Consider the following 16,198-nt stretch of genomic DNA (forward strand, 5'->3'; position numbering starts at 1 on the left):
CGGCGATGCGACAGTCTATAACAAGCTTGCAAGTTCCATACCTAGACTTGCACTGGTTCCAACGTTGGCACAGTCACACCGGGCGCCGGCTCCGCGCGCGGATTGCGCGGGTCCTGCGTCCAGTTCATATACGGCTTGCCGGTCTTCTGCGGCACCATCGTGATGCAGCCCTGCACCGGACAGGTGATCTCGCACAGATTGCAGCCGACGCACTCCTCCTTGATCACCTCGTAGGTGCGCACGCCGGCCGCGTCGATCAGCTGGGCGATCGACTGGTGCGAGGTGTCCTCGCAGGCGACGTAGCAGCGGCCGCACTTGATGCAGTCGTCCTGGTTGATCTGCGCGATCACCTGGTAGTTCATGTCCAGGTATTTCCAGTCGGTGGTGTTGGCCACCGCCTTGCCGGCGAAGTCGTCGATGGTCCGGTAGCCCTTCTCGTCCATCCAGCGCGACAGGCCGTCCTTCATCTCCTCGACAATGCGGAAGCCATGCAGCATGGCGGCGGTGCACACCTGCACCGAGCCGGCGCCCAGCGCGATGAACTCGGCGGCGTCGCGCCAATTGCCGATGCCGCCTATGCCGGAGATCGGCAGCCCTTTGGTGGCGGGGTCGCGGGCGATCTCGGCCACCATGTTCAGCGCGATCGGCTTGACGGCGGAGCCGCAGTAGCCGCCGTGGGTGCTGGCGTTGCCCACCGCCGGGAAGGCCACCATGCGGTCCAGGTCCAGATGGGTGATCGAGTTGATGGTGTTGATGAGCGAGACGGCGTCGGCGCCGCCGGCCTTGGCGGCGCGGGCCGGCGCGCGCACGTCGGTGATGTTGGGCGTGAGCTTGACGATCACCGGCAGTTTGCTGTGCTTCTTGCACCAGCTGGTCACCAGCTGCACGTACTCGGGCACCTGGCCGACCGCCGCGCCCATGCCGCGCTCGGGCATGCCGTGCGGGCAGCCGAAGTTGAGCTCGATGCCGTCGGCGCCGGTGGCCTCCACCAGCGGCAGGATGTTGGCCCACAGCTGCTCCTCGCAGGGCAGCATCAACGAGACGACGATGGCGCGGTCGGGCCAGTCCTTCTTGACCTGGGTGATCTCGCGCAGGTTGATCTCCAGCGAGCGGTCGGTGATCAGCTCGATGTTGTTAAAGCCGAGCACCTCGCGGTTCTTGCCGTAGTGCGCCGAGTAGCGCGACGAGACGTTGACGGCCGGAGGGTCTTCGCCCAGCGTCTTCCACACCACGCCGCCCCAGCCGGCCTCGAAGGCGCGCACCACGTTGTAGGCCTTGTCGGTGGGCGGCGCGGAGGCCAGCCAGAAAGGATTGGGCGACTTGATGCCGCAAAAATTGATGGACAGATCAGCCATTATGCAGCCTCCACTTTCGCCTTGGTGTTCAGTTGAATGTCCGCGTGAATCGCCAGCGCGGCCAGCTTGCCGTGCTGGACCGCCTGCACCGTCAAGTCCTGCCCCGGCGCGACGCAATCGCCGCCGGCGTAGATACCCGGCAGGACGGTGCGGAATTGCGCGTCGACTTCGATCTTGTCGCCGTCGCGCTTCAACATGGCCGCCAGCGGATCGGCGACGCTGTGCGCGTCCAGGCTCTGGCCGATGGCCTTGAAGACGGCGTCGGCGGCGATCTCGAAGGTCTCGCCGGTGCCGGCCAGGCGGCCGTTGAGCAGCGCGGTGCGCTCGAAGCGCATGCCGCGCACGCGGCCGGCGTCGTCCAGCAGCACTTGCTGCGGCTGGGCCCAGGTCTGCATGCGCACCTGGTTGGCCTTGGCGATGTCCTGCTCGTGGTGGGTCGCGCTCATCGCGTCGAAGCCGCGCCGGTAGACCAGCGTGACCTCCTGCGCGCCGAGGCGTTGTATCTGCACCGCCATGTCGATCGCCGTGTTGCCGGCGCCGATGACGATGGCGCGCGCCGGCAGCGGCAGCGCGTGCAAGTCGTCGGCCTGGCGCAGCGCGGCGATGTAGTCGACGGCGGCCAGCAGGCCGGGCGCGTCCTCGCCGGTCAGACCCAGCTGGCGGCTGGCGCCCAGGCCCAGGCCGAGGAACACCGCGTCGTACTGCGCGTGCAGGTCTTTGAGTTGCAGATTGCCGCCCAGGGTCTGGCCGTGGCGGACCGTGATGCCACCCACGCCAAGTAGGAACTCGACCTCCTTCTGCGCGAAGTCGTCGGTCAGTTTGTATTTGGCGATGCCGTATTCGTTCAGGCCGCCGGATTTTTCGCGCGCCTCGAAGACGACGACGTCGTTGCCCAGCATGGCCAGACGGTGGGCGCAGGACAGGCCGGCCGGGCCGGCGCCGACCACGGCGACGGTCTTGCCGGTGGCGGCGGCGCGGGCGAAGGGGTGGCCGTTCAGCTGCATGTGGTCGACGGCGTAGCGCTGCAGCAGGCCGATCTTGACCGGCTGGCCCTCGGCGTCGTGGTTGCGCACGCAGGCGTCCTCGCACAGGATCTCGGTTGGGCAGACGCGGGCGCAGCTGCCGCCGAGGATGTTCTTCTTGAGGATGCCGACGGCGGCGCCGTTGATGTTCTCGTCGTTGATGTTGCGGATGAAGCTGGCCACGTCGATTTCCGACGGGCAGATGCGGCTGCAAGGCGCGTCGTAGCAGTACAGGCAACGCGCGCTTTCAATCGCCGCCTGGCGCGGTGTCAGCGGCGGCGCCAGGTCGGTGAATTGTGCGGCCAGTTCGCCGTCGGCTTGCTGCGGGTGCGGCATGTAGTTCAGTGAGGTGATCATCATTCGTTTTCCTGGCAATGGCTTGGTGGGCAAATGGGTTACAGCATGCGGAAACCGCGCACCCCGCACTGCGGCGACCAGGGGTCAGACCCCGTACGGGGTCTGACCCCGACCTCTTGGGGGTAGAACGCCGCTCAATCGAGCAGTCAGAGCGTCACTTCATCTGAGGAAAAGCAAATTCCGCACCAGCGCTGGCGGTGTTCGGCCAGCGCTGCATCACGGCCTTGTGGCGCGTGTAGAAGCGCACGCCCTCGGGACCGTAGGCGTGGTGGTCGCCGAACAGGCTGCGCTTCCACCCGCCGAAACTGTTGAAGGCCATCGGCACCGGCAGCGGCACGTTGACGCCGACCATGCCGACCTGGATCTGCCGCACGAACTCGCGCGCCACGCCGCCGTCGCGCGTGTAGATGGCCACGCCGTTGCCGTACTCGTTGCGGTTGATGAGCTCCACCGCGTGCACCACGTCGGGCGCGCGCAGCATGCACAACACCGGGCCGAAAATCTCCTCCTTGTAGATCGACATGTCCGGCGTGACGTGGTCGAACAAGGTGCCGCCGACGAAGAAGCCGTTCTCGCGGCCGGCCACCGTGCAGTTGCGGCCGTCCACCACCAGCGTGGCACCCTGCTCGACGCCCTCGCCGATCAGCTTCTCGATGCGCTGCTTGGCCGCGCTCGACACCACCGGCCCCATTTCGGCGTCGGCCGCCATGCCGTCGCGTATTTTCAGTGCGGCCGTGCGCTGTGCCAGTGCGTGCACCAGTTTGTCGCCGGCGTCGCCCACCGCCACCACCACCGAGATCGCCATGCAGCGCTCGCCGGCCGAGCCGTAGGCGGCGCCCATCAGCGCATCGACGGTCATGTCCATGTCGGCGTCGGGCATCACCACCATGTGGTTCTTGGCGCCGCCCAGCGCCTGCACGCGCTTGCCGCTGGCGCTGCCGCGCGCGTAGATGTATTCGGCGATCGGCGTCGAGCCGACGAAGCTGACCGCCTGCACCACCGGATGGTCGAGCAGCGCGTCGACGGTGACCTTGTCGCCCTGGACGACGTTGAACACGCCGTCCGGCAAACCGGCCTCCTTGAGCAGCGCGGCGTGCAGCAGCGACGGCGACGGGTCGCGCTCGGACGGCTTGAGGATGAAGGTGTTGCCGCAGGCGATGGCGACCGGGAACATCCACATCGGCACCATCACCGGGAAGTTGAACGGCGTGATGCCGGCCACCACGCCGAGTGCTTGGCGCATCGACCAGGCGTCGATGCCGCGCGAGATCTGGTCGGTGAATTCGCCCTTCAACATCTGCGGAATGCCGACCGCGAATTCGACCATCTCGATGCCGCGCGCCACCTCGCCCTGGGCGTCGGCAAAGGTCTTGCCGTGTTCGCGCGTCAGCATGGCGGCGAATTCGTCGGTGTGCTGCTGGCACAGCTGCAGGTACTTGAACAGCACACGGGCGCGGGTCAGCGGCGGCGTCGCCGACCACGCGGGGAAGGCGGCGGCGGCGGCCTGCACGGCGGCGTCCACCTCGGCCACGGTGCCCAGCGCGACGCGCGCCACCGGCTCGCCAAGCGCCGGGTTGTAGACGTCGGCGTAGCGTCCGCTCAGGGTGTCGACCTTGGCGCCGTTGATGAAGTGGGTGATGGTGTCTAGCTGGTTCATGATGTTCCGTTCAAAGTGGTGCCGCCGGGCTTAGACCAGCAGCGTGTCGGGGTCGACGTAGGTGTAGCCCAGCGCGTGCGCCACCGCCTCGTAGGTGACGTGGCCGTGGCAGACGTTGAGGCCTTGTTTCAGATGCGGATTGGCGGCGACGGCGCGGCGCCAGCCCTTGTCGGCCAGCGCCAGCGCATGCGCGATGGTGGCGTTGTTGAGCGCGAAGGTGGAGGTGCGCGCCACCGCGCCCGGCATGTTGGCGACGCAGTAGTGCACCACGCCGTCGACCACGTAGGTCGGCTGCTCGTGCGTGGTGGCGTGCGAGGTTTCGAAGCAACCGCCCTGGTCGATGGCCACGTCGACCACCACGGCGCCCGGTTTCATGCGGGCGATCATGGCGGCGGTGACCAGTTTGGGCGCGGCCGCGCCGGGCACCAGCACGCCGCCCACCACCAGGTCGGCGTCGAACACCGCCTCTTCGATGCTGTGGGCGTTGGAGTAGCGGGTGGCGACGCGGTTGCCGTAGATCAGATCGAGCTGGCGCAGGCGGTCGATGTTCTTGTCGAGGATGGTGACGCGGGCGCCGATGCCGACGGCCATTTGCAGCGCGTTGGTGCCGACCACACCGGCGCCGATGATGGCTATATGGCCGGGCGCCACGCCGGGCACGCCGCCCAGCAGCAGACCCATGCCGCCCTTGGATTTTTCCAAATGCGCGGCGCCGGCCTGGATGGCCATGCGGCCGGCCACCTCGCTCATTGGCGCCAGCAGCGGCAGGCCGCCGTTCGCGCCGGTGATGGTCTCGTAGGCCAGGCAGACGGCGCCGGAGGCCATCAGCGCGCGCGTCTGCTCCGGGTCGGGGGCGAGGTGCAGGTAGGTGTAGAGGATCTGGTCTTCGTGCAGCATGGCGCATTCCTGCGCCTGCGGTTCCTTGACCTTGACGATCATCTCGGCGCGGGCGAAGACTTCCTTGGCCGTGTCGACGATGCTCGCGCCGGCGCCAAGGTACATGGCGTCGGTCAGGCCGATGGCGGTGCCGGCGTTGGTTTGCACCAGCACCTGGTGGCCGCGCAGCGTGAGTTCCTTGACGCTGGCCGGGGTCAGGCCAACGCGCGATTCCTGGTTCTTGATCTCTTTGGGGACGCCTACCAACATGCTGTTCTCCTCGTTGTTATATTTGGAAGCAATTGGACATCAGCAGATCATGCAGCTAAGCGAAGAAACCCCAAGGGCGAAAATCTAGGGTCAGACCCTGAGGGTCTGACCCTGGGCATCTCTTTGCGGCATGAACCTTAGGCGGGGGGCCGGGGCTTGTGGCCCTCCCCCCCAGGTACATCGCTTGTTAAGCGAGATTCTTCAACACGGTGCGCAGTTTGCCGAACAGTTCATCGATGTGTTTTTTCTCCAGCACCAGCGGTGGCGACAGGGCGATGATGTCGCCGGTGGTGCGGATCAAGACGCCGTCGGCGAAGGCCTTCTTGAAGGCGTCGAAGGCGCGCGCGCCCGGCTTGCCGGCGATCGGCGCCAGTTCGATGCCGGCGATCAGGCCGATGGTGCGGATGTCGATCACATGCGGCAGCCCTTTCAGCGAATGCACCGCGTCGGCCCAGTACTCCTGCATGCCGGCGGCGTGCTCCAGGATCTTCTGCTCCTCGAACACGCGCAGCGTGGCCAGCGAGGCGGCGCAGGCCAGCGGGTGGCCGGAATAGGTGTAGCCGTGGAACAGCTCGATGCCCGGCGGCGCGTCCATGAAGGCGTCGTGGACGAACTTTTTCGAGAACACCGCGCCCATCGGCACCACGCCGTTGGTCAGTCCCTTGGCGGTGGTCATCAGGTCCGGCTCGACGTCGAAGTAGTCGGCGGCGAACGGCGTGGTCAGGCGGCCGAAGCCGGTGATCACCTCGTCGAAGATCAGCAGGATGCCGTGCTTGGTGCACAGCTCGCGCAGCCGCTTCAGGTAGCCCTTGGGCGGGATCAGCACGCCGGTGGAGCCGGCCACCGGCTCGACGATGACGGCGGCGATGGTCGAGGCGTCGTGCAGCGCGACGATGCGTTCCAGCTCGTCGGCCAGGTTGGCGCCGTGTTCCGGCTCGCCGCGCGTGTAGGCGTTCTTCTCCAGGTTGTGGGTGTGCGGCAGGTGGTCGACATACGGCAGGCCGGCGCCGTAGGCCTTGCGGTTGCCGGCGATGCCGCCGACCGACATGCCGCCGAAGCCGACGCCGTGGTAGCCGCGCTCGCGGCCGATCAGGCGGGTGCGGCCGGCCTCGCCGCGCGCCTTGTGGTAGGCCAGCGCCATCTTCAGCGCGGTGTCGACCGCCTCGGAGCCGGAGTTGGTGTAGAAGACGTGGCCGAAGCGGTGGTTGGTGTAGTCCATCAGCTTTTCGGCCAGGTCGAAGGCGGCCGGGTGGCCCATCTGGAAGGTGGGGGCGAAGTCGAGCTGGCCGATCATCTCGCGCACGGCGGCGACGATGACGGGTTGGGCGTGGCCGCAAGGCACACACCACAGGCCGGCGGTGCCGTCGAGGATGGCGTTGCCGTCGACGTCGCGGTAGTACATGCCTTCGGCCGACACCAGCAGCCGGGGATTGGCCTTGAAGTCGCGGTTGTTGGTGAAGGGCATCCAAAACGCGGACATCGATTCTGGGCGGGATTCGTTCATGCGTTCCTCCTGAAAACTACTGCGGTTTTTTTGATGAACCGGACAAAAAATTTACCAGTTGGCAAAATGATGATGCAATAATAGACAGCGCTTCAACTATGGCACAGATACACAAATAGCAAAACCGCCCAACCGTACAGGCGACGAAAACACTACAGTTTGCTTTTCCCCGAACGGGGCGGGCACAACCAGGGGACAGCGACGATGGACCAGCACAATTCCGCGCCGCCGGCGGCGGACCCGGCGGCGGCCGACGGCGCCTGGCCGCTGGTGGCGATCGAGCGCGGCGGCAAGGGCAGCCTGGTCGAGCAGATCGTCGCCGCCGTCAGCGCCATGGTGGCCAGGCGCGAGCTGCGCATCGGCACCAAAATGCCCTCCGTGCGGCAGTTCGCCAAGTGTAACGGCGTCAGCACCTTTACAGTTGTCGAGGCCTACGACCGCCTAGTGACCCTGGGACTGCTGTCCTCGCGCCGCGGCTCCGGCTATTTCGTCGCGCGCCAAGACCTGCCGGCTGCGCTGCTGCCGCCGCCCTTCCACTCCAGCCCGACGGCGATCGACGCCCTCACCCCCGACCTGTACTCCGGCGTGTCGGACGCGCTGCCGGTCGGCGCCGGCTGGCTGCCGCCCGAGTGGTACGGCGAGGACACCATCCTCGACGCGGTGCGCCAGGCCATGCGCATCCCGGCCAACCGGCTGCGCGGCTACGGCCACCCGCTCGGCTTCCCCACGCTGCGCCAGCACATGGCGGCGACGCTGTCGGACGAGCTGTACGCCGTCGAGCCGGAGCAGATCCTGTTGACCCACGGCGCCACCCACGCCTTCGACCTAATCCTGCGCAGCCTGACCAAGCCGGGCGACACCGTGCTGGTCGAGGACCCCGGCTACAGCAACCTGCTGTCGCTGATCCGCCACCACGGCTGCATCCCGGTCGGCATCCCGCGCGGACCGCAGGGGCTGGACATGGCGGCGCTGGCGGCGCAGGCCGCCCTCACCCAGCCCAAGCTCATGTTCGTCAACACGGTGCTGCAAAACCCGCTCGGCACCTCGCTCAGCGCGGCGCAGGCGCACCGCCTGCTCGGCCTGGCCGAGCAGTTCGACTTCTGGCTGGTCGAGGACGACATCTACCGCGAGCTGGCGCCGCGCGGCGAGGCCTCGCTGGCGGCGATGGACGGGCTGCGCCGGGTGATCCGCGTCGGCAGCTTCTCCAAGACCCTGTCGCCGGTGCTGCGGGTCGGCTCGATCAGCGCCTCGGCGCAGCTGCTGCCCGAGCTGCTGCGGGTGAAGATGCTGGCCGGCCTGACCACCTCGGAGATCAACGAGCGCGCCGTCTACCACGCCGTCACGGCGCGGCCCTACAAGCGCATGCTGGAAAAGCTGATCAACCAGCTCGACGCCGGCCGCGAGCGCACCATCGACAGCCTGCGCGCGGCCGGCATGGCGCCGCTGGCGCGGCCGCGCGGCGGCATGTTCGTCAGCGCCGGCTGGGACGTGGCGCCGACGGCCGAATGGAACGGCAAGCTGATCGCCGACCAGGCGCTCAAGTCCGGCATCCTGCTGTCGCCCAACGAGTTCTTCATGCTGCGCCAGGCCGACACGGTCTGGTTCCGTTTCAATGTCGCCTACAGCGACCGCCTGCAGCTGCTGACCTTTCTGCAGTCGATCCGACCAAGCTGAAAGAGAGACCATGGCCACCGTCAAACCGTCCGCCGCCGCGCCGAAGATCAAGCGGCGCGTGCTCAACCGCGACAAGCTGGAGGCCGACATCGCCGCCGAGGCGGTCAAGGTGTTCGCCGAATGCGGCTACGAGGGCGCCTCGATCGCCACCGTGGCGGAGAACGCCGGCCTGTCGAAGCAGAACCTGATGTACTACTTCCCCACCAAGCAGGCCTTGTACCAGCGCGTGCTCGACAACGTGCTCGACGACTGGCTCGAGCGCATGGAGCACCTGGCCCACGCCGACGACGAGCCGCAGGAGGCGCTGCGCGCCTACGTGCAGGCCAAGCTGCGCTTCTCGCGCGAGCAGCCGTGGGCCTCGCGGGTGTATGCGATGGAGGTGATCGGCGGCGCGCAGTTGTACGGCGCGCAGATCCAGAGCCGCGTGGTGCCGCTGCTGCGCAAAGATATCGAGGTGTTCGAACAGTGGATCAGCGCCGGCAAGATCGCGCCGGTCAACGCCACCCATCTGCTGTTCGCGATCTGGGCGATGACCCAGTCCTACGCCGACTTCTCGACGCAAATGGGGCTGGTGTTGAACCGCAAGCAGTTGAACAAGAAGGACTTCGACGACGCCGAAAAGCTCATCGTCGACATGGTGCTGGCCACCGTCCGCGTCGCCGCCTGAGGAGGCGGCACGGCGCGGCATGGCCGAATGGAGGACAGGGCCGGCGCGGCGGCCGGCCCCTTACATCAGGACTGGCGGAACGGTGCCGGCTTGCGGCGGCGCGCCACCAGGCCGAGCAGGCCGAGACCGAGGCCCATCATGGCGTAGCCTTCCGGTTCCGGCACGGCCGTCACCGGCAGCGTGCCGCTGAACGACTGCAGGTGGATCTCGCCGTCCTGGTGCAGGTTGGCGGCGAACACGCCGCCTTCGACGTTGGCGCCGCCCACGTTGCTGAAGGTGGCGCCGGTGGCCAGCACCTGGCCGCCGAAGGTGCGGCCGACGGTGACGCTCTCGGCGCCGGCGAAGTTCCAGATCAATTGGCCGCCCAGCGACTGCGCCTGGTTGAAGTTGGCCATCAGGCTCAGGTTCTTGTCGTCGGTGTTGAGGATCACCGTGGTGGCGCCGTTCATGTTGAAGACGATGTCGCTGGTGGTGGCCGAGAAGATGCTGCTGTCGAGCGCGCGCAGGTCGAACACGGCGACGCCGTTTTGCGCCACGGCGTTGAAGGTCACCTGCTGGTTGTTGTTGCTGAAGTCCACCGTGCTGCCAGTGCTGTGCAGCGTGGACAAGGAACTCGACAGGCCACCGAGCACGCTGCCGAAGTTGGTCGAGGTCGACGCCGCCAGGGTGCTGTTCATCGCCGCCGTCGGCGCTGCCAGCGGGCGGTTGTTGTTGGTGTTGACCAGGCTGGCGGCATGGCCGGCGCCGTTGAAGTTGACACCGTCGGCGACGCCGCCGACCCAGGCGTCGCCGCCGAAGCTGACGCCGGTGGCCTTGCCGCCGACGTAGGCGGCGCCGCTGTTGACGCCACGGAAATAGATGTCGCCGCCGACCACCACGCCGAGGCCGTTGACGTTGGCGCCGCGCAGGTCGCCGCCCACGGTCAGGCCGGCATAGGCCGAGGCCGGCGTGTCGTTGACGTGCTGCACATAGTCGCCGCCGACGACGTTGCCGCCGGCGAAGGTGCGGCCGTCAACGTGGGAGCTCGAGTGGATATCGCCAGTCACCACCACATTGAATTGCTGCAAGACCTGGGTCGCGCTGAGCGGGGCGGCCTGGGCCGCGCTGGAGAACAAGGCAGCGACGGCGAGCGCGCTAAGGGAAACTGGACGTACCAACATGTACCACTCCTATCGTAAAGAAAGCCGCCAGCCACATCACCGGCGAAATTGCATAATTGAAACCAACGTTACGATAATTGTATCATGATATTGATCAAACAGATGGTATAAAGTAAATTATTTTTGTAACTGCGATAACAATTGCCACTTCCCAGAACAAAAAAAACCGCCCGGTATGGCGGGCGGCGCAACACTACCACTACAGGGATTCGAATCAGCCGCGCCGGCGGCGGCGCATCACGCCCAGCAGGCCCAGGCCTGCCAGCAACATCGCGTAGGTCTCCGGCTCCGGCACCGCCGTCACATAGCCGCTCACGTTGACGGGCTTGAAGAAATGGTTGGCGTTGACTTGGACGTTGGACAACCAGTCGCCGACGATGACGTTGCCGTTGATCTGGCCGCCGTAGCCGGTGACCGTGGCCAGCGGCGCCAGCAGGCTGCCCTGGATGCCGACGCTCTGGATGTTCAGCGCCGTGCTCTGGTAGAAGTTGAACAGCACGTTGTAGTCCTTGAAGCCGTCCAGGCCCACACCGTTCTGGTTGAAGCCGATGGCGTCGGCGCCGCTGACGTTGAAGATCAGCGTGGCGTTCTTGCTCAGGCCGCTAAGGGTGAAATTGTTGACGCTGGACAGGTCCTTGCCGCTCAGGTTGAACACCTCCACCGACTTCTTGCTGCCGGTGAGGGTCATGCCGCCGTACTGGATGGCCGACGAGCCGGTCGTGGCCACCTTGGACAGCGAGCTCGAGACGTTCTTGGCATTGCTGGCCAGCGCGTCGAAGGACACCGGCGCCGTCTTCGTGATGGTTGAGCTTTGCAGACCGACGCTGCTGGTCTTGGTGTCGCCGCCGACATAAATCTTGCCGTGTTTGATAGAGCCGGAGCTGTAGTCGAGGTTGCCGCCCACCGCCAGCGAATAGCCGGAGCCGTTGTTCTTGCCGTAGGCGTCCTGGTTCTTGTCGTTGATCGAGTAGCTGCTGGCGCTTAGGTTGCCGCGCACCAGCACGGCGCCCTCGACGTCGCTGCTGGAGGCCTTGAAGTTACCGAGTGAAAAGAGGTTGGCGTTGCTCACGCCCAAGTCGAGTACGACGGCCTGGCTGGCGCCGGCGGCCAGCGCACAGAAAGCGGTGGTGGCGGCGGCGAGGAAGTGTTTTGACATGCTTGGCATATTATTCCCAGACATCAATTTAAGTTACCCTCAGGGTATCATAAATCGACTAATAATTTCCATGCGGCACTAATAAATTTCTTATCGGAAAACACTTACGGCGCTTTCGTGTATGCTTGCGAAAATTGTAAAAACAACATGGCCGAACACATGCCCCGTTTCCTTCCCACCACGTTGCACAGCCCGCGCCTGACCCTGCGCGTGCTCACCCCGGCCGACGCCGACGCCCTGTTCACCATCTGCCGCGACGACGAGACGATGCGCTACTGGAGCTGCGCGCCCTGGCGCGAAAAGGCCCAGGCGGTCGATCACGTCAGGCAAAGCGAGGACAACTACCGCGACGGCACGGCCTTGCAGCTCGGCGTGACGCTGCGCGAGACGGGCCAGTTGATCGGCACCGTCACGCTGTACGCCATCATGCGCGCCAACCACCGCTGCGAGATCGGCTACCTGCTGGCCCGGCCGCACTGGGGCCACGGCTACATGGGCGAGGCGTTGGCGCTGCTGATCGAGCATGGCTTCGAGCAGCTCGAGCTGAACCGCATCGAGGCCGACCTGCACCCGCACAACGCCGCCTCGGCCAAGCTGCTGGACAAGCTGCACTTCCGCCTCGAGGGGCAGCTGCGCGAGCGCTGGTTCGTCAACGGCGAAGTGTCCGGCAGCGACATGTACGGCCTGCTGCGCAGCGACTGGCGCGCCGCCAAGGGCTGAGCGGCTGAACCGCCGCACGGCACCGTTCATCGGCGGCTCCCGCCGGCCATGCCGTCGAATCGACCGTTGATCGGAATCCGCTGAGGGCGCGCCGGCGGCCGCGCTACAGTGGCACCATTCCATCAACCGGACCTGGGAGCCTCACCATGCAACGCATCACCTGCCAATCGATCTGCGACCTGCTCGACGATGTCGTGCGGGCCTTCCTCCACACCGGCCGCATCGGCCTGCGCGCGCTGCGCCGCATGTCCTGGCCGGCCCTGCTGTTGAGCAGCGTGCTGCTGGCGCTGCTGCTGACCATCCTGCCGCTGGCCTTGGTGCTGTTCACCGTCTTCCTGCTGCTCAAACTGGCGCTCGGCGCCGTGGTCATCGGCAGCCGCCGCGCCCGTCACGACGACAAGACCCATCCATGAGAAAGGCCAACCGCGTGCTTGAATTCGTGCGCGAGGTGGGCGACACCGCCAGCGCGCTGTGGTGGCGCTTTTTCGACTGGCTGGCCCAAGTACCATGGCGCAAGCTGTACGTGATCTGGGTGCTGTTGCTGCTGCTGTGCGTAACCCCGCTGTGGCTGCCGAAACAGGCGGTCGCCTTCATCGTCGTCTCCTTCCTGCTGAAGGTGCTGGCCGGCGGCAAGCGCAAGGCCGAGCTGGAGGCGCGCCAAGCCAGCACCGAGGCCGGCGCCGAGGGCCTGGAGCGGCGCCTGGTCGAGGCGCGCATGGCGGCGTTGCAGGCGCAGATCGAACCGCACTTCCTGTTCAACACCCTGGCCCTGATCGGCCAGCTGATCGAGACCGACCCGCCGCAGGCGGCGAAAATCCACACCCACCTGATCGCCTATCTGCGCGCCACGCTGCCGCAAATGCGCGGCCCCGGCAGCGCCACGCTGGGCCGCCAGCTGGAGATGGCGCGCGCCTACCTGGCCATCATGCAAGCGAGGATGAAGGCGCGGCTGGCCGTGTCGATCGACGTGCCGGCCCAGATGCACAGCGCCAGCCTGCCGCCGATGATGCTGCAAATTTTGATCGAGAACGCCATCAAACACGGTCTGGAGCCGAAGGTCGAGGGAGGCCGCATCGACATCCGCGCCAGCGTCGACGGCGCCATGCTGCAAGTGGAGGTGCAGGACGATGGCGTCGGCTTCAACCTGCACGCCGACGACGGCGTCGGCCTGTCCAACGTGCGCGAGCGCCTGCGCTTGCTGTACGGCCAGCGCGCCCAGCTGGTGCTGGAGGCGCCGCACAGCGGCGGCACGCGCGCGCTGATCCGCCTGCCCTACGCGCCGGACATCTTCGCCGGGAGCGCCGCCACATGAACCAAGCACACAGCGCGCCGCGCGCCACCGCCCTGATCGCCGACGACGAGGACGCCATGCGCGCCCAGCTGCGCAGCCGCCTGCGCGAGGTCTGGCCGGAGCTGGAGATCGTCGCCGAGGCGGCCAACGGCATCGAGGCGGTGGCGTTGGCCGGCCAGCACCAGCCCGACATCGTCTTCCTCGACATCCGCATGCCCGGCCTGTCCGGCATCGAGGCGGCGCGGCTGCTGTTCAACCGCTGCCACCTGGTGTTCGTCACCGCCTACGACCAGTACGCCATCGCCGCCTTCGAGCAGGGCGCGCTCGACTACGTGCTCAAGCCCGCCGACGCCGCCCGTCTGGCCGGCACCTGCGCCCGCCTGCAAGCGCGCCTGGGGCGCCGGCCCGACGACATCGCCCGCCAGCTCGGCGCGCTGCTGCAGGGCCAGACGGCCAAGCCAAACTATCTGCGCTGGGTCCAGGCGCAGGTGGGCGGCAACCTGCGCATGATCAGCACGCGCGAGGTGCTGTTCTTCCAGGCCGAGGAGAAGTACACGCGGGTCAAGACCGAGCAGGGCGAGGTGTTGATCCGCAAGACGCTGAAGGAGCTGGCCGACGAGCTCGACCCGGACGAGTTCTGGCGCATCCACCGCTCCACGCTGGTGCGGGTCGACGCCATCACGCAAGTCACGCGCGACCTGCGCGGCCGGCAGATGGTCAAGCTGCGCGACTGCGCCGAACAGCTGGAAGTGAGCCGGGGTCACGCCCACCTGTTCCAGCAGATGTAGGCGGCCTCGGCGCTTGCGGGCCGCCGCCCGGCGACCTATGATGAAATGATGCCCCGCGTCTACGGCGGCTTCGCCACCCGCCATTCCTAACGGCCGATTTCATGGCGTTCGGATTCATCCTACGGGGGTCTGCGTTCTTCTGATCGACGTCAAAACGCGCGCGTAGCGCGGTCGATGGCATGAACGTCGACACTGGAAAAGTGATCGAAGATGTTCTATGTTTTTTGTCACACGACCGACTCAGGGAGAATAATATGTCCAACATTCCGAAGAATACAAAAGCCAACGTCATCCCCTGCCTGCGCTACCGCGACGCGCCGGCCGCCATCGACTGGTTGTGCGACAACCTCGGCTTCGAGCGCCTGCTGGTGATTCCCAACGAGGACGGCAGCATCGCCCACGCCCAGCTGGGCTACGGCAACGGCATGGTCATGCTCAGCTCCATCTTCGACACCGAGTTCGGCCGCCTGATGCGCGAGCCGGCGCAGATCGGCGGCGGCGTGACGCAGTGCAGCTACCTGCTGGTCAACGACGCCGACCTGGTCTACGGCCGCGTGCTGGAGTCGGGAGTGAAAGTCGAAATGGACATCAAGGACGAGGACTACGGCGGCCGGGGCTTCACCTGCCGCGATCCGGAGGGGCATTTGTGGAGTGTGGGGACTTACGATCCGTTTGCTTAGGGCAGGATACCTAGTTGTGGTCTCAGGTCTCGCTCACCGCAGGAGCGTTGGGCGACAACTAAACTAACAAATCAGCGCGTCCCTAAGGTTTCGAAATAAATCAATAACCCATCGATATTTTCTTCACGACACCGTCGAATAGCTGCTCAAGGGGAGCATAATCGCCGTTATATGCCGAAATGTTTGCACGAATCCATATATCCTTATTTACGCTCAGCCAATCTAAGACGTAACCAGCGTTAAGCGCAATAAGTTCAAACAAGAGTCGCTGAGAGCGACCGTTTCCTTCTCTAAATGGATGCAAAACATTTAGCTCCCCGAAGTGAAATGCCAAGCGTTTCACAAATTCCGATTGTTCGAGTCCACAAAGAAAACTTTCCTTTTCAAGCCTTGAAAACAGGGAGCCGCCATACTGATCAAGTTGTTCTGGCATTGCGAACACACTGCTCCCCTTGCGAATCTTCACCGTCCGTAGCTCACCGGCCCAATCATAGACATCTTGAAATAAATAGAAATGAATATTTTTCCAAGTATTCAAGGAAAATTTCGAAAGTGCAGGATACTCAAATGTAGCTAAACGATGCTGAGAAAAAGCCACCTCCGCATCGTTCAACGTACTTTGATCGGTAATATTAAGAATGTTCTTTAATACTTCAGAGTCGGGGTAGCAGTAGACCCATAGGTTTATACACAAGTCACTCGGCTTCCTCGCGTAGCGCTTTTATCGTTAGTGCGGCCACGCGCACTTCCTGAATCCCCTGCCAAATCGTTTTCACTCCTGGATCGCCGTCGCCTTTTCGCCCCAAGAATCCGCCGACGCGGGCGATCAGTCGCAAGACTTCGTTCAGGGTCGGAGGTCGATCCGGCCGTCGCTCCTTCGTGAGCAGGTAGGCTCCGCGGATTTCGTCAGGATCAAAGAACAGGCCCGCGTCCAGATCCGGACAGATGCGGCCCAGGCGCATCAAGTGGGCGATGCGCCACGCCACGACCATGAACAATGCCAACGCGCGCTCGATATTGT

General features: G+C 65.4%; 15 protein-coding genes and 2 pseudogenes. 7 read left to right on the top strand and 10 right to left on the bottom strand.

All coding sequences use genetic code 11. The features are described 5' to 3' along the window. Positions 1-41: 41 nt before the first annotated feature. The 5 genes from preA to aptA form a co-directional block, all read right to left on the bottom strand. The gene (gene preA, locus BM252_RS11930) at positions 42-1,355 is read right to left on the bottom strand and encodes an NAD-dependent dihydropyrimidine dehydrogenase subunit PreA (protein WP_093387703.1); all 1,314 of its coding nucleotides are present in this window, start codon (positions 1,353-1,355) and stop codon (positions 42-44) included. Further along, positions 1,355-2,737, bottom strand: coding sequence for an NAD(P)-dependent oxidoreductase (locus BM252_RS11935; protein WP_093387704.1), 1,383 nt, complete (start codon positions 2,735-2,737; stop codon positions 1,355-1,357). Before BM252_RS11935 ends, preA begins: the two co-directional genes overlap by 1 nt. A 151-nt stretch (positions 2,738-2,888) precedes the next feature. After that, the gene (locus BM252_RS11940; protein ID WP_093387705.1) at positions 2,889-4,391 is read right to left on the bottom strand and encodes a CoA-acylating methylmalonate-semialdehyde dehydrogenase; all 1,503 of its coding nucleotides are present in this window, start codon (positions 4,389-4,391) and stop codon (positions 2,889-2,891) included. 30 nt (positions 4,392-4,421) lie between these two features. Further along, complete coding sequence (gene ald, locus BM252_RS11945; RefSeq protein WP_093387706.1) at positions 4,422-5,537, bottom strand: alanine dehydrogenase; 1,116 nt, start codon at positions 5,535-5,537, stop codon at positions 4,422-4,424. A gap of 187 nt (positions 5,538-5,724) precedes the next feature. Further along, on the bottom strand, positions 5,725-7,041 hold the full coding sequence (gene aptA, locus BM252_RS11950) for an omega-aminotransferase AptA (protein WP_093387707.1): 1,317 nt from the start codon (positions 7,039-7,041) through the stop codon (positions 5,725-5,727). A gap of 204 nt (positions 7,042-7,245) precedes the next feature. On the opposite strand from aptA, the gene BM252_RS11955 reads away from it, so the two are divergent. Together BM252_RS11955 and BM252_RS11960 are read left to right on the top strand one after the other, a co-directional pair. Continuing rightward, complete coding sequence (locus BM252_RS11955; protein ID WP_093387708.1) at positions 7,246-8,715, top strand: aminotransferase-like domain-containing protein; 1,470 nt, start codon at positions 7,246-7,248, stop codon at positions 8,713-8,715. 10 nt (positions 8,716-8,725) lie between these two features. Next, entirely contained in the window at positions 8,726-9,382 is a 657-nt protein-coding gene (locus BM252_RS11960) for a TetR/AcrR family transcriptional regulator (protein ID WP_093387709.1), read from the top strand. 65 nt (positions 9,383-9,447) lie between these two features. On the opposite strand, the gene BM252_RS11965 is transcribed toward BM252_RS11960, so the two are convergent. From BM252_RS11965 to BM252_RS11970, 3 genes and pseudogenes are all read right to left on the bottom strand, one after another. Then, on the bottom strand, positions 9,448-10,542 hold the full coding sequence (locus BM252_RS11965; RefSeq protein WP_093387710.1) for a collagen-binding domain-containing protein: 1,095 nt from the start codon (positions 10,540-10,542) through the stop codon (positions 9,448-9,450). Positions 10,543-10,756: 214 nt separating this feature from the next. Next, positions 10,757-10,846: pseudogene (locus tag BM252_RS32205) on the bottom strand (PEP-CTERM sorting domain-containing protein); the annotation flags it as partial. A gap of 39 nt (positions 10,847-10,885) precedes the next feature. Then, positions 10,886-11,722: pseudogene (locus tag BM252_RS11970) on the bottom strand (choice-of-anchor A family protein); the annotation flags it as partial. Between the two features lie 135 nt (positions 11,723-11,857). Here BM252_RS11970 and BM252_RS11975 point away from each other — a divergent pair. The 5 genes from BM252_RS11975 (at position 11,858) to BM252_RS11995 (ending at position 15,177) form a co-directional block, all read left to right on the top strand. Continuing rightward, positions 11,858-12,418 (top strand): GNAT family N-acetyltransferase, encoded by a 561-nt coding sequence (locus BM252_RS11975; protein ID WP_093387744.1) that lies wholly within the window; start codon positions 11,858-11,860, stop codon positions 12,416-12,418. Between the two features lie 146 nt (positions 12,419-12,564). Then, positions 12,565-12,831: a hypothetical protein gene (locus BM252_RS11980; protein ID WP_093387712.1), complete on the top strand. Its 267-nt coding sequence runs from the start codon at positions 12,565-12,567 to the stop codon at positions 12,829-12,831. Then, entirely contained in the window at positions 12,828-13,730 is a 903-nt protein-coding gene (locus BM252_RS11985) for a sensor histidine kinase (RefSeq protein WP_093387713.1), read from the top strand. The genes BM252_RS11980 and BM252_RS11985 overlap by 4 nt, the downstream gene beginning before the upstream one ends. Beyond that, positions 13,727-14,497: a LytR/AlgR family response regulator transcription factor gene (locus tag BM252_RS11990; protein ID WP_093387714.1), complete on the top strand. Its 771-nt coding sequence runs from the start codon at positions 13,727-13,729 to the stop codon at positions 14,495-14,497. The genes BM252_RS11985 and BM252_RS11990 overlap by 4 nt, the downstream gene beginning before the upstream one ends. Before the next feature lie 254 nt (positions 14,498-14,751). Beyond that, complete coding sequence (locus BM252_RS11995; RefSeq protein WP_093387715.1) at positions 14,752-15,177, top strand: VOC family protein; 426 nt, start codon at positions 14,752-14,754, stop codon at positions 15,175-15,177. 100 nt (positions 15,178-15,277) lie between these two features. Here the strand turns inward: BM252_RS11995 and BM252_RS12000 are convergent, their stop codons facing one another. Then, positions 15,278-15,871 carry a putative adenosine monophosphate-protein transferase Fic gene (locus BM252_RS12000; protein WP_093387716.1) on the bottom strand — a complete coding sequence of 198 codons (594 nt, stop codon included), beginning with the start codon at positions 15,869-15,871 and terminating at the stop codon, positions 15,278-15,280. 1 nt (position 15,872) lies between these two features. Then, a partial coding sequence (locus tag BM252_RS12005; RefSeq protein WP_281249348.1) for an IS4 family transposase occupies positions 15,873-16,198 on the bottom strand: 326 nt, incomplete at its 5' end.

The sequence above is a fragment of the Rugamonas rubra genome (assembly GCF_900114705.1).
GTDB classification, from domain to species: domain Bacteria; phylum Pseudomonadota; class Gammaproteobacteria; order Burkholderiales; family Burkholderiaceae_D; genus Rugamonas; species Rugamonas rubra.